The organism is Nostoc sp. CALU 1950, from assembly GCF_051172895.1.
Lineage (GTDB): Bacteria > Cyanobacteriota > Cyanobacteriia > Cyanobacteriales > Nostocaceae > Nostoc > Nostoc edaphicum_A.
In genome coordinates this window covers 1-12,791 of the sequence record NZ_JBDNJQ010000062.1, presented here as the reverse complement: position 1 = coordinate 12,791, position 12,791 = coordinate 1, and the positions used below count along the sequence as shown (strand labels likewise).

13 protein-coding genes are annotated in these 12,791 nt (G+C 42.1%); 8 read left to right on the top strand and 5 right to left on the bottom strand.

The genetic code is table 11. The annotated features are described in order from the left end of the window. The first annotated feature begins 196 nt into the window (after positions 1-196). The 5 genes from lpxC to ABF638_RS17910 all read left to right on the top strand — a co-directional run bounded on the left by lpxC (position 197) and on the right by ABF638_RS17910 (position 5,410). Positions 197-1,045: a UDP-3-O-acyl-N-acetylglucosamine deacetylase gene (gene lpxC, locus ABF638_RS17930; RefSeq protein WP_435024295.1), complete on the top strand. Its 849-nt coding sequence runs from the start codon at positions 197-199 to the stop codon at positions 1,043-1,045. 99 nt (positions 1,046-1,144) lie between these two features. Then, entirely contained in the window at positions 1,145-1,669 is a 525-nt protein-coding gene (fabZ, locus tag ABF638_RS17925) for a 3-hydroxyacyl-ACP dehydratase FabZ (RefSeq protein ID WP_435024293.1), read from the top strand. 305 nt (positions 1,670-1,974) lie between these two features. Continuing rightward, entirely contained in the window at positions 1,975-2,793 is an 819-nt protein-coding gene (lpxA, locus tag ABF638_RS17920) for an acyl-ACP--UDP-N-acetylglucosamine O-acyltransferase (RefSeq protein ID WP_435024291.1), read from the top strand. A 177-nt stretch (positions 2,794-2,970) separates the two neighbouring features. Next, complete coding sequence (gene lpxB, locus ABF638_RS17915; RefSeq protein ID WP_435024289.1) at positions 2,971-4,137, top strand: lipid-A-disaccharide synthase; 1,167 nt, start codon at positions 2,971-2,973, stop codon at positions 4,135-4,137. A 19-nt stretch (positions 4,138-4,156) separates the two neighbouring features. Continuing rightward, complete coding sequence (locus tag ABF638_RS17910) at positions 4,157-5,410, top strand: DNA cytosine methyltransferase (protein WP_435024287.1); 1,254 nt, start codon at positions 4,157-4,159, stop codon at positions 5,408-5,410. A 34-nt stretch (positions 5,411-5,444) separates the two neighbouring features. Here ABF638_RS17910 and ABF638_RS17905 read toward each other — a convergent pair whose 3' ends face one another. The 5 genes from ABF638_RS17905 to ABF638_RS17885 form a co-directional block, all read right to left on the bottom strand. Then, positions 5,445-6,410 (bottom strand): aldo/keto reductase, encoded by a 966-nt coding sequence (locus ABF638_RS17905; protein ID WP_435024285.1) that lies wholly within the window; start codon positions 6,408-6,410, stop codon positions 5,445-5,447. Between the two features lie 43 nt (positions 6,411-6,453). Continuing rightward, on the bottom strand, positions 6,454-6,903 hold the full coding sequence (locus ABF638_RS17900; protein WP_435024283.1) for a type II toxin-antitoxin system VapC family toxin: 450 nt from the start codon (positions 6,901-6,903) through the stop codon (positions 6,454-6,456). Beyond that, a complete protein-coding gene (locus ABF638_RS17895) occupies positions 6,891-7,124 on the bottom strand; it encodes a hypothetical protein (protein ID WP_435024282.1) in 234 nt (77 codons plus the stop codon). Before ABF638_RS17895 ends, ABF638_RS17900 begins: the two co-directional genes overlap by 13 nt. Positions 7,125-7,194: 70 nt before the next feature. Continuing rightward, positions 7,195-8,352, bottom strand: coding sequence for a hypothetical protein (locus ABF638_RS17890; protein WP_435024280.1), 1,158 nt, complete (start codon positions 8,350-8,352; stop codon positions 7,195-7,197). A gap of 168 nt (positions 8,353-8,520) precedes the next feature. Then, positions 8,521-9,042 (bottom strand): hypothetical protein, encoded by a 522-nt coding sequence (locus tag ABF638_RS17885; protein WP_435024279.1) that lies wholly within the window; start codon positions 9,040-9,042, stop codon positions 8,521-8,523. A 243-nt stretch (positions 9,043-9,285) separates the two neighbouring features. Here ABF638_RS17885 and nfi point away from each other — a divergent pair, with 243 nt between their 5' ends. From nfi to ABF638_RS17870, 3 genes are all read left to right on the top strand, one after another. Beyond that, a complete protein-coding gene (gene nfi, locus ABF638_RS17880; protein ID WP_412981027.1) occupies positions 9,286-9,951 on the top strand; it encodes a deoxyribonuclease V in 666 nt (221 codons plus the stop codon). 107 nt (positions 9,952-10,058) lie between these two features. Then, the gene (locus ABF638_RS17875; RefSeq protein ID WP_435024276.1) at positions 10,059-10,607 is read left to right on the top strand and encodes an FHA domain-containing protein; all 549 of its coding nucleotides are present in this window, start codon (positions 10,059-10,061) and stop codon (positions 10,605-10,607) included. Between the two features lie 62 nt (positions 10,608-10,669). Further along, the gene (locus ABF638_RS17870) at positions 10,670-12,628 is read left to right on the top strand and encodes an FHA domain-containing protein (RefSeq protein ID WP_435024274.1); all 1,959 of its coding nucleotides are present in this window, start codon (positions 10,670-10,672) and stop codon (positions 12,626-12,628) included. Positions 12,629-12,791 lie beyond the last annotated feature (163 nt).

The window sequence follows — 12,791 nt, the reverse complement described above, 5'->3', positions numbered from 1 at the left end:
GTGATTAGTGAATCGCAATTGGACAAAGGACAAAGGACAAATGACAATTATCTTTTTTTGGATTAGCTTGCTAATTTTTACATTTACCTCAATACTGTTCCGATAAAGGGATTAATGACATTTTTAGGGGAATATCAGGGGTTTTACCAAAACAGACGATGAACAATACTAAAGGAAATATATTGACTTTTCGGCTATGCAACAGCACACTCTAGCAGCGGAAATCACTCAAATAGGGGTGGGACTGCATAGCGGTGTGAGTACTCAGGTACGGATACTACCAGCTGAGGCGGGAAGTGGACGTTACTTTGTGCGGGTAGATTTACCCGATTTGCCGATTATTCCAGCCCAAGTGGCGGCAGTTAGTCACACTGTTCTCTCAACTCAGTTGGGTAAGGGTGAGGTATCTGTTCGCACGGTAGAGCATTTGTTGGCAGCGCTTTCGGGTATGGGCGTGGATAATGCCAGGATTGAAATTGATGGCCCAGAAATCCCACTTTTAGATGGTTCAGCAAGTGTGTGGACAACCAACATTGCCCAAGTTGGTTTAGTATCACAGCCCGTTAACAACCAAGTTCCCTTGGCTGTTACAGAACCAATATGGGTCTATCAAGAGGATGCCTTTGTATCTGCTCTCCCAGCATCAGAAACCCGCTTTAGTTACGGTATTGATTTTAACCTGCCCGCCATTGGCAATCAATGGCATAGTTGGTCACTAACTGCTGAATTAGGAGAAGCTTCTGCTAGCTTTGCTGCGGAAATTGCTCCTGCCCGTACTTTTGGGTTATTGCATCAAATTGAACACTTACAAAAAACAGGGTTAATCAAAGGTGGTAGTTTGGATAATGCACTCGTTTGTAGTCCAGAAGGCTGGCTAAATCCACCATTGAGATTTGCAAATGAGCCAGTCCGTCATAAAATCTTGGATTTAGTAGGAGATTTAAGTTTACTAGGAACTTTTCCTCGTGCTCATTTCTTGGCGTATAAAGCCAGTCATAATTTACACATTCAACTGGCTCAAAGAATTTTAGATTTAGGATTTTAGATTTTGGATAAGAACTAAAGCTTAAAATCCAGGATTATTAAGGTTTTGGATATACGCCTGCCTACTTAACTTTAAAATGAAAAATCAACTACACGGCCAATGTCAATTCTCACTGAAGTGAATACCATCGATACGACTACATCTACTGAACCACAGGCTATAAATGAGACTACAATCAGTTCTGAGATTAAAACAACTTTCACATCTGAAGAAATTCAGAAATTGCTACCCCACCGCTACCCATTTTTACTTGTAGACAAAATAATTGACTACGTTCCAGGTAAAAAAGCAGTTGGCGTTAAAAATGTCACCATCAACGAACCCCATTTCCAAGGACATTTCCCTGAACGTCCACTGATGCCAGGAGTGTTAATTGTCGAAGCAATGGCACAAGTTGGGGGCATTGTCTTAACTCAAATGTCTTCGGTAGAAGGCGGGCTGTTTGTCTTCGCTGGTATCGATAAAGTTCGCTTTCGCCGCCAGGTCGTACCGGGGGATCAACTAGTCATGACAGTGGAACTGTTATGGGTAAAACAACGTCGTTTCGGTAAGATGCAAGGCCGTGCCGAAGTTGACGGTCAACTTGCTTGTGAAGGGGAATTAATGTTTTCTCTAGTTAACTAAAAGTTTGCTTTCGTGGTCTGGCATAGCCGTGAAATGCCCCAACTGAATCCTGAAAAAGGATAACAGTTAAAAAAAATCCACAACAGCATCTGATAATTTCTTGATTTTCGACGCCCTCTTTACGAGATGCTACTCGAACACACTTAACTTGCTTTGCCCGACACTTTCGTTCACTGAAATACTTTACGCTCTACCAGCCGCCTCGATAGGACGGTAGTCTGTACAACTCTCTTAACCAGAGTAACACGCTGCCTCAAACACCCTACCTGGCGCTGACTTATCAAGACAGTTCTGGAGATTCACCCTTGAAAACGCTAATTCATCCAACTGCTGTAATTCATCCTAAATCGGAACTCCACCATACAGTGCAAGTCGGTGCCTATGCTGTGATTGGAGCGCATGTCAAAGTGGGCCCTGAAACAATAATCGGCGCTCATGCAGTGCTAGAGGGGCCTTGTGAAATTGGGGCGCAAAATCAGATTTTTACAGGTGCAGCCATCGGCATGGAACCCCAGGATCTCAAGTTTGTGGGAGAACCAACCTGGGTCAAAATTGGTGATAACAACTTGATTCGTGAGTACGTTACCATTAACCGCGCTACTGGGGCTGGTGAAGCGACGGTAATTGGCGATGGTAACTTACTAATGGCTTATGTCCATGTAGCTCATAACTGCGTGATTGAAGACCAGGTTGTGATTGCTAACTCTGTGGCGTTAGCAGGTCATGTTCATATAGAATCACGCGCTAGGCTGAGTGGGGTTTTAGGTGTCCATCAATTTGTACATATTGGTAGACATGCAATGGTGGGAGGTATGGCACGTATTGACCGGGATGTGGCTCCCTATATGCTCGTGGAGGGAAATCCCGCGCGGGTGCGAACCCTCAACCTTGTCGGACTCAAACGGTCTGGTATGGATTCAACAGATTTGCTTATGCTGAAAAAAGCCTTCCGCATTCTCTACCGTTCTGATTTGTCCTTTAAGGATGCTTTGGAACAGTTGGAATTGTTAGGGGATAGCGAAGAATTGCAACATCTGCGCCGCTTTCTGCTACTTTCTCAGATGCCAGGAAGGCGTGGCTTGATTCCCAGTAAAGGGAAAAAAGGCACGAGTGATGAATCGTGAATTATGAGTTAGGAGAGACGCGATTAATCGCGTCTGTACAAAAAGTGGGAGTAGAGACGCGATTAATCGCGTCTTTACAGGAGTTATGAGTTGATGATTTGAATTTTTCATTCCTCACTCTTAACTCCTCACTTCTAACTATTCATTCCTAAGTTTTTACTAATTACCAATTATCAAATGCGGATTTTTATCAGCACTGGCGAAGTATCTGGCGATTTACAAGGGTCGCTACTAATTACAGCGCTGAAGCGTCAAGCTGTAGCGATTGGGTTGGAATTAGAGATTGTGGCGCTGGGTGGGGAAAAAATGGTAGAGGCTGGAGCAATTCTGCTGGGTAATACTAGTAGTATTGGCTCAATGGGTATTTTAGAAGGGCTGCCTTATATTTTACCGACTCTCCAGGTGCAACGTCAGGCGATCGCTTCCTTAAAACAAAATCCACCTGATTTAGTGGTGCTGATCGATTACATGAGTCCGAATATAGGAATTGGGACTTACATGAAACGGCAGTTACCAGATGTGCCTGTGGTGTATTACATTGCTCCCCAAGAGTGGGCTTGGTCATTAAGTTTGCGTAGAACTAACCGGATTGTTGGTTTTACAGATAAGCTTTTGGCAATCTTCCCACAGGAAGCCCGTTACTTTCGCGAGAAAGGCGCAAAAGTTAGTTGGGTAGGGCATCCTTTGGTTGACCTGATGCAAGACGCTCCCAATCGCCAAGCAGCCCGTGCAACACTGGGGATTGCACCAGAAGAAATTGCGATCGCACTCCTCCCCGCTTCTCGCCACCAAGAACTAAAATATCTTTTGCCAGTTATTTTTCAAGCTGCCCAAACTATTCAAACTAAATTACCTGAAGTTCGTTTCTGGATTCCCCTATCGCTGGAAGTCTATAGACAGCCAATTGAGGAGGCTATTGAGCGTTACGGTCTACGGGCTACAGTTCTATCAGGTCAACAAAAAGAAGTTTTTGCTGCTGCTGATTTAGCCATTAGCAAATCTGGTACTGTCAATCTAGAACTTGCTCTGTTAAACGTGCCGCAAGTTGTAGTTTACCGCCTCAGTGCCCTGACTGCTTGGATAGCTCGTAAAATGCTCAAAGGTTCTATAAGCTTTGCATCGCCACCCAATTTAGTAGTGATGAAGCCAATTGTGCCAGAATTTTTACAAGAGGAAGCCACAGCAGAGAATATCATCCAAGCTGCGATGGAACTGCTACTCAATCCCAGTCGCAGAGAGCAAACTTTGGCAGATTATGATGAAATGCGGCAGAGTTTAGGAGAAATTGGAGTGTGCGATCGCGCTGCTCAAGAAATTTTGCAAATGCTGCCCCAATCCCTTTAGAGGTGTTATGGCTTATGAGATGAAAAAACAAAGAGCGATCGCAGTTGATTTGTTCGCTGGCGCGGGCGGTATGACTCTTGGCTTTGAGCAAGCTGGTTTTGATGTACTGGCGTCTGTGGAAATCGACCCGATCCACTGTGCAACACATGAGTTTAACTTCCCTTATTGCTCAGTGTTATGTAAAAGTGTTGTGGATACAACTGGGGAAGAAATTAGGAATCGGTCTAAGATTGGCGATCGCGAAATTGATGTGGTAATTTGTGGCTCACCATGTCAAGGATTTTCTCTAATCGGTAAACGGGCTGTTGATGACCCCCGAAATTCTTTGGTATTTCACTTCCATCGGCTAGTTTTTGAGCTAAAACCGAAATTTTTTGTGATGGAAAATGTCCGGGGGATAACGGTTGGTGAACATAAAAAAATCCTCCAAAGCTTAATTAGCGAATTTAAAATCTACGGCTATAAAATAGAAGAAAATTACCAAATTCTCAATGCTGCAAATTATGGAGTACCACAGTCCCGTGAGAGATTATTTCTTATAGGTGCAAGGGAGGATGTAGAGTTACCGAAATACCCTCAGCCAATTACTAAACAAGCATTACCAAATAATTTAAATTCTAAAAAAAAATCTGATATTCCATTAAGTCCTACAGTATGGGATGCAATTAGAGATTTACCAGAAATAGAAAAATATCCTGAGTTACTAATAAGAGATTGGGTTGTAGCAGAATACGAAAAACCTAGTAAATATGCTTTTGTACTTCGCGGTCTTAAATGCCTAAAGGATGATTATTCTTACAAACGTGAATATGATTTACGAATACTTTATTCAAGTTTAAGAACAAAGCATTCTGCGGAAACTATTCAACGTTTCCAGGAGACTCAACAAGGCGAGAGAGAAAAAATTAGTCGTTTTTATAAGCTCCATCCTGCTGGCGTCTGTAATACTTTAAGAGCCGGAACAGACAAATACAGAGGTTCTTTCACATCTCCTAGACCCATTCATCCGATTACGCCCCGCTGTATCACAGTCAGGGAAGCGGCGAGATTGCACTCTTACCCAGATTGGTTTAGATTTCATGTAACTAAATGGCACGGATTTCGGCAAGTTGGTAACTCTGTACCACCGTTACTAGCCAAGGCTGTGGCATCAGAAATTATTCGCAGTTTGAATATTTCGCCTTTTAAGCCGAGTTTCCGATACAAGTTGGGAGAGGAGAAGCTATTACAATTTAATATGTCGCAAGCGGCACAATATTATCAGTGTGACTAGTAAGAATACACTTTGTAATATGTGCAAGGTTGGGCTAAGTCCAAGCACGGAAAAATGTACTATCTTCCCAGATGTTAGCAGTCGCCAGTGCGATCGCTGTTAATTCTTCCTTTTTAAGAGGCACAAAAGCCCGCGCTATCTTGACATTATTCTCTAACTGTGAAACTGTCTCTGCGGCAATTACACAACAATGAACTCCAGGCTGAGACATTGCGTAACCTAAAGCTTGCTCCATACCTGTCAACCCACCTGATTTAAACAGCCGACCATAAGCCGGGACTTTCATCGCAATCACACCGACATTTTTTTCTTGAGCAAGTGGTAGAACTACCGGGATAAATGGACGTGGGTGGTGTTTGTCGGCGGCATTCACAGGAATCAGTGTAGTGTGGAAAGGATAGCGACGTAACCCTTCGGCAATCACTTGAGGGTCGTGATGTCCGGTAATACCTGCGAACCGCACCAATTTTTGTTGTATGGCTTCTTCTAAAGCTTTAATTGCACCAGATGGACTAAAGATGGTGTCGAGTTCCTCAGAAAAAGAGACGTGATGCAACTGCCACAAATCGAGATAATCTGTATTGAGACGTTTAAGCGATCGCTCTAATTCTCGCCATGCTCCATCCCGATCTCTTTGATCAGTCTTGCTTGCTAGAAACAGTTTTGAGCGATGGGGTGGTAGCACTTTGCCTAAATAATCTTCACTCGGCCCATAACTAGCGGCTGTATCAAAGTAGCGAATGCCAAGTTCTAGCGCTCTTTGAATAATTGCCACAGCATCACCCTCTTTTCCTTCCCAGGATAGCGGCGTTTGTCCTGCTCCTCCTAAACCAAAGATAGGGAGTTTTACTTCCGTGCGTCCGAGTAACCGTTCTGGAATCATTGCTGCCGGTGTTGCGATGTTGGTAGTATTTTGCTGTAAGGCATTAGTTGCCACAATACTGCTAGTCACAGCAATGCTGGTAATTAGGAAATTACGCCGCGTTTTTCCTTCTGTCATGATTGGCTTCGGGGGCGAAATTATTTTTATTCTAATATCTTAGCTAAGGAGAATTAATCTGAGAAAGCAAAATTACTGATAGATTAGGGACGCTCTGAAAGCGCCGATCGTTAGTTAGAAAAGTAGAACATTGAGCCAAAAGTGCTGTTGTTGCATGGATAGCATCTGGTAATTTAATGTTAATACTCGCACGCAGTTGAGCAGCTTCAATTAAAATCTGACGACTGACAGGAATTACTGTTAAATTCTGAGAATTGCTAATCAGTTGTTTGTAAGTTGTCTGTTGAGCTAAGTTTTGATTTTGGAAAGATTTTACCAATACTTCAGCAAGTGATAATTCACTAGTTACTATACTCAAGTTACCTTGGTCAATACTTTGGAATAACTCAGTTAAATCTTGGATGAATGTGGGATATCTTTCTACAGCATAGATCCACCAAATGTTGGTATCGAGGTAGATCCGTGTGCCTTGAATGGCATCTAGAATTCCCATGCATCTCGTTCTTGGCGAATAAACTTATCCACTTCTTCAGGTGTCGCAAAACTACCTTTAGCAGATCCGAGAAAGCTAGTTAGAGGTTTTTTAGAATGCTCTGGGGGTGACTCCAGAAGGACTATCACCTCGACAGTTGCACCTGCTGGAAGTTCTGGAGAAGAGATTTCTACTATACCGCCAGGTTTGACAATCGCCTGTTGCCTGATTCCATTAAGCATGATAATTTATTCTCATTAGTGCCGGAATATCGCAGTGCTTTTTCTAGTTTAGCGCTGAGGTGCGATCGCTTTACTTATTACTAAGGGAATTTTTCTCAGCGTAGTTGAGATTTCTCTGATATTCTATGATTTTTTGTTGAGCGATTGCATAATTTGGGCTGGAAGATGGCACAGTTTTTAGAAGCGCGATCGCAGCTTCCCACTGACTCACAACTGTCTTCCACTCATCTGGAGATTTTGCTGATTGAGTAAGGTTAGCTGCATTCATTGCTTTACTTACTGCATCTGGGAATGCATCAGTTGGAAGTAACACAGTCGGAGATTCTGAGATCACTGGTGAGGGTATAACTAATACGGACTTTGATGGTATTTGTTGTGTTGGCATTTTAGAGGTGAAGGGAAGTATTTCTAGGAATTTTGAAGAAAAATATATTCCCACAGCAATTAAAAATATAGAAGAAACAAGTAGCAAATTTTTATTTAAATTACGATATTTATGTTTGTTATTGATTATATTAGTTTCTTGATTATTCGACAAAATCTCTGATTTTATTTTGTTTACGCCCATTTCTCCAGGCAATGTATTAACTTCTCTCTCTGCTTTTAAGTCAGTGTTGTATTTGCTTGCATCTCTTTCTTTGTTGCCAGAATAAACAGATATTATGCGGTGTATTACCAAATATTCAATTTGATAAGTTAGTGCCATGCCATAAATTTGGAACAGACCAAACATTACTATTATATTATCTTGTATTTGTGTGTAATCTTCTATTGGTCTGGCGTAGCTAAGATTAAATAAAGGTAGGAGTATTGTAGAAAATAAAGCTGCTATCAGTGTAGAAATTGCAATTACAAGCCAAGCATACAATCCTTCCCACCAACTCATTATTCCCGGTAATAACCCTTGGGTTTTACCTGTTTCTGGAGCCTGAATTTCTGATGTAAACCGACTAACTAGCAAGTGTAAGCAGTGATGAGCAAAAGAAATTATAGGGATTGGAGATAGGATTAACAGTATTGTAAATATAGCAAGTAATTCTGGACTTTGTACAAAATATGCGATACGATAGCCTACCTTTCCAGTATTTTTGACTACGAATATAATAATGCTCAAAAATAGAGTCAAAATAAATGATTTTAACCAAGAACTAGGATAAGGAAACCATAAAGGCCAGTAAAACTTTTGTATCTTTTGCTTAGTAGCTTCCTTAATATTCGGTTGTTTCATAACTAATAAATGCGAAAAAACAATAAAAAATCGTCTATTTTAGGATTCCCCATTTATAGGCAAAAGCAACATTCTCAAAATAATTTAGAACTATAGATTTATTTTATTGATAGTATAAACTCTGACTTTAGAATCTTTCTATAACATCCACATAAACCTAATTAAAAACTAGCGTTCCTTTGTAATTACAGAGCTACCATTAGTAATGCTTACTTTTTGAATAAAAACGTCGGTACAAGAGGATAAAATATCAGTGCTGATTTGATTGGCAATAAATTCAAAATCTTGGTTTGTTAATCCCTGTACAGTATCACCACTTAAGTTAATACAAATAGTTAAAGTTTGAGGATTACTAGAAGACTGTTCATTATCTACTGCTTCTATTTCAGCTTCTATTATGCCCAAATCAAATTCCTTACTCCAAGCTGGAAATTCCTTACCAGTCTGTTGTCCATAAACTTTCACTATCTCAACAGATGCAGCCCCTAAAGCTGTTAACCCTTTGCGGATAAATGGAACTAAAATTTGCTGATTTGGTACTTGGACAGATTCTAGCATTACCTCTAAACAAGTATCTTTAAAGGCAACTGTTGCAGTGATCCCTTTGGCGTGTAGGTGGCGGTTCATTAGAGATGCGATCGCCTGGGAATCTCCCTGTCTTGCAAGTTTTAGAATATTTGGCTGTGTCATAACCAGTAAAAGAAAAACTCTGGGAAAATAAACTTATATTCTCAGGATTCCCTCTTGACAGCCTTAAGTAACATTATGATGCAAAATATCAACTAAGCTGGGCTAAAATGTCTACTATAAAGATAGTCTTTCACGGACTTTTGCAAAAATTATATTTTCTCTGTTTTTAAATCAAAAACTAGTGTTTTTGTGCTTGCCAAATTAACAGGTTTAATATTAATCAGTTTAATTCAAATTTTTAATATGAAGTTTTATCGAGATCATGCTTGGCCCTCGACGCTAGAAGAAGCCATAGTTATCCAAGAAAAGCTGCGAGATCAAGTAATTACTGAGGATCAACTGCAAGAACCTATTCAGTACGTCGCTGGAGTGGATATGGGTTTTGAAGCTGATGGAACAATTAGCCGTGCAGCTGTCGCAGTACTGAGTTTTCCTGATTTGCAAATAATCGAGACAAGCCTAGCACACCGTCCTACAACCTTTCCTTATGTTCCTGGGTTCCTCTCATTTCGGGAAATTCCAGCCGTTCTCGATGCCCTGGAAAAGATTAAAACAACACCAAATATAATTCTGTGTGATGGTCAGGGAATTGCTCATCCCCGAAGATTAGGTATAGCTAGCCATTTGGGGTTACTTATAGATATGCCAACAATTGGTGTAGCCAAGTCTAGGTTGATAGGTAAGCATGAGGAATTGGCAGAAACCAAAGGCAGCACGCAACCACTGATATATAACGGTGAAACCATTGGGGTAGTTTTGCGATCGCGCACAGGAGTAAAACCTCTATACATCTCCAGTGGTCATCGAATTAGTTTACCGACAGCAATTGACTATGTATTACGCTGCACGCCCAAATATCGGCTGCCAGAAACTACACGCATTGCTGATAAATTAGCATCGGCGAAATAAAGCTTGTTGAAGTTTTTTCTAAATACTTGCTTGCACCTACTCAATCGTGTTAGGAATCGCACAGGAAGATGTTGAAATAGCTAAATACGATTTACGAAGTTAGAACAATGAACACACTAACTTTACAGTGGCATGATGCTGGTCAAGATAAAACTCAGAACATTTACGAACAACAGCCAAGTCAAAATCATGGTACTGTCCGTATCGGTCGTGACCCCCTCCGGTGCGATATTGTTCTGAGTCACCCCACTGTCTCCGGTTTACACGTTGAAATATTTTTTCATCACCAGCAACAGCGCTTTTATATCAGGAATTTGCGATCGCAAAATCCCCCCCTTATCGATGGACGGCAATTAGTCCAAGGTGAAATGCCTTTAACTGAGGGCACTAGTATCTCTTTGGGACAAATAAAACTCAATGTTACTAGCGTTTCCACAGGTAGCATTCCAGCAACAATTTTGCTGCCACCCAATCCACCAGCACATATAGGATATCACCACCATCCATCAACACCCCCCGCACCACCGCCAGGAGTTTATGGCTTAGAATGCCCCAAATGTCATAAAGTCTCCCCAGGAGAAAATCTAAACATAGGCTGTCATTGGTGTGGGACATCTCTAGCTGCGGCAGTAAGTGTTTTAGTAGCAAAGAATTAGGGAGTTAGGAGTGGGGAACAATGACAGATGACAAATGACTAATGACTAATGACTAATGACAAATGACTAATGACTTACAAATCCAATTGAGTTGGGACGATCCAGCGACGGGTGAACGGCGAGAACCAAGGTTGAATATGCCGATCGCTTTTGGTCGAGAATTCCCTCGTTTACCTGCTGAACTCAGGGGAGTGCGGGTTTCTAGGATGCTGCTTAACAGTAACGAAGTTTCTCGCTATCATGCCCTAATTGACTGGGAACAAGACCATCTGGTGGTGATTGACCAAGGCAGCGTTAACGGTGTGTATGTCAACGGTCAACCACAAACGCGCAGTGTTCTGGCTAATGGCGATACGTTGCAAATTGGCCCCTATATGATAACGGTGACATTTGCTGCTAGCACCTCTGCACCAGATACCAGCCCTCCTTCAACGATTCATTTCAACGCAAATACCAATCACCCAGACCCCAGTTTGCCTGTAGTCCAGCCGCTAACGCCCGTGGCAAGTAATTTCCCACCATTGGCATTTCAGGCTCAAAAGGTTTCTGTGCAAGCACTTCATGCTACAGGATTACCAGTAGATGAATCTGATTATCTTGCGATCGGGGCGGGATTGGGTAGCTTCGTTTGGGCTGATTTGCTGCGAATTAGTGGTGTGCGTGCTGACAAAATTGTGGCTTTGGGATTAGAGGCGGAACCTTATGCCCGTTACAAACGCCTTTGTTTGAATTCGCAAATTCCCTTATATGAAAGACTGCGTTCTAATTCTGACTCTTGTCCTGATAATATTTGGGGCTGGCCTAGTTATGCCTTGCGAGAAGCTTGGGGAGACTTAGCCAAAGGACAGATAAATTCAGCATTCAAGTATTTATGGCAAGTGTTTGCTGAACCAACATTTGCAGAAACTTATACTCCCCGTGCGGGTAATGTCTTTGATTCCATAGACCGAGAGGCGAAACGCATTGGCTGGAATCAAATTTATCGCTATGGGCGAGTTCGGGGAATTCGCAAAACTGATGATGGCAGGTATTGCATAGCCTATTCTCGCGGCCCAGGAAATTATGCTTTTTTAGTTAGTCGTTATTTACATTTAGCTACTGGGTATCCAGCAATTCAGTTTCTCCCAGATTTGCAAGCTTATAGAGAAAAATATCAAGATTTTAAATCTGTAGTTAATGCTTATGAAGCCCACGATCATGTTTATGAGCAACTAGAGCAACATGGTGGTACGGTGTTGATTCGGGGGCGGGGAATTGTGGCTTCGCGGATTGTTCAGCGCATTTACGAAGCCAGAAAACGAAATCGGAATATTGCAGTTTTGCATTTAATGCGATCGCCTAAACCCCAAGGCAACAAATTTCAAAATACCCAGCGCCTAGTCAAAAATCATTACGAATTTCAACCCTTTAACTGGCCGAAAGCCTGTTGGGGCGGCGAACTCCGGGCAATGTTAGAAAAAGCCACCCCCGATGAACGCAAGCGTTTACTAGCAGACTGGGGTGGAACTACCACCGCCGACCGCCAAGACTGGCAGCAAATTACCGCCCAAGGGTTAAGCGAAGGCTGGTATCAAATTACTTTCGGTGAGGTTCTGGATGTAGAACGAGATGCCCAAAACCGGACTATTACCCGTATCCGAGAGCAAAGCTTTGGAGAAATGAAATTGCTAGCTGACTTTATTGTTGACGCTACTGGACTGGATGCCAAAGTAGATGCCAATCCCCTGCTAGCAGATTTGGTGAAACATTACAATCTGCCAGTGAATCATCTGGGGCGATTAACTGTAGCGAACAATTTTGAACTGGTAGAAATGCGTAGTGATAAAGGTCAAATGTATGCTGCGGGAGCGATTACTTTAGGTGGCCCTTATGCAGCAGTTGATAGTTTCTTGGGCTTGCAGTACGCCGCATTAGTCGCTGTTGATGGACTGTCAGCTGCCCATGCGCCTGGAGTCCATCGTTTGAATACTATAAGTTCCTTTAGGCAATGGTTGAAGTGGGTGTTAAATCAGTCACCTTAATATTAGGAGGCAGGGGGCAGAAGGGATAGAGTATTTATCTGGCTGTTTTGAGTAGCAAATCCTAATTTCGAGGATAAAAGGTGCAACTTCGAGGATAAAAGGCGCAACTTCGAGGATAAAAGGTGCAACTTCGAGGATAAAAGGCGCAACTTCGAGGATAAAA

What these genes read in the sequence shown, in the direction of transcription:
- lpxC (WP_435024295.1), top strand. Translation starts at nt 197, where the DNA reads ATGCAACAGCACACTCTAGCAGCGGAAATCACTCAAATAGGGGTGGGA.
- fabZ (WP_435024293.1), top strand. Translation starts at nt 1,145, where the DNA reads ATGTCAATTCTCACTGAAGTGAATACCATCGATACGACTACATCTACT.
- lpxB (WP_435024289.1), top strand. Translation starts at nt 2,971, where the DNA reads ATGCGGATTTTTATCAGCACTGGCGAAGTATCTGGCGATTTACAAGGG.
- ABF638_RS17910 (WP_435024287.1), top strand. Translation starts at nt 4,157, where the DNA reads ATGAAAAAACAAAGAGCGATCGCAGTTGATTTGTTCGCTGGCGCGGGC.
- ABF638_RS17905 (WP_435024285.1), bottom strand. Translation starts at nt 6,410, where the DNA reads ATGACAGAAGGAAAAACGCGGCGTAATTTCCTAATTACCAGCATTGCT.
- ABF638_RS17900 (WP_435024283.1), bottom strand. Translation starts at nt 6,903, where the DNA reads ATGGGAATTCTAGATGCCATTCAAGGCACACGGATCTACCTCGATACC.
- ABF638_RS17895 (WP_435024282.1), bottom strand. Translation starts at nt 7,124, where the DNA reads ATGCTTAATGGAATCAGGCAACAGGCGATTGTCAAACCTGGCGGTATA.
- ABF638_RS17890 (WP_435024280.1), bottom strand. Translation starts at nt 8,352, where the DNA reads ATGAAACAACCGAATATTAAGGAAGCTACTAAGCAAAAGATACAAAAG.
- ABF638_RS17885 (WP_435024279.1), bottom strand. Translation starts at nt 9,042, where the DNA reads ATGACACAGCCAAATATTCTAAAACTTGCAAGACAGGGAGATTCCCAG.
- nfi (WP_412981027.1), top strand. Translation starts at nt 9,286, where the DNA reads ATGAAGTTTTATCGAGATCATGCTTGGCCCTCGACGCTAGAAGAAGCC.
- ABF638_RS17875 (WP_435024276.1), top strand. Translation starts at nt 10,059, where the DNA reads ATGAACACACTAACTTTACAGTGGCATGATGCTGGTCAAGATAAAACT.
- ABF638_RS17870 (WP_435024274.1), top strand. Translation starts at nt 10,670, where the DNA reads ATGACTAATGACTTACAAATCCAATTGAGTTGGGACGATCCAGCGACG.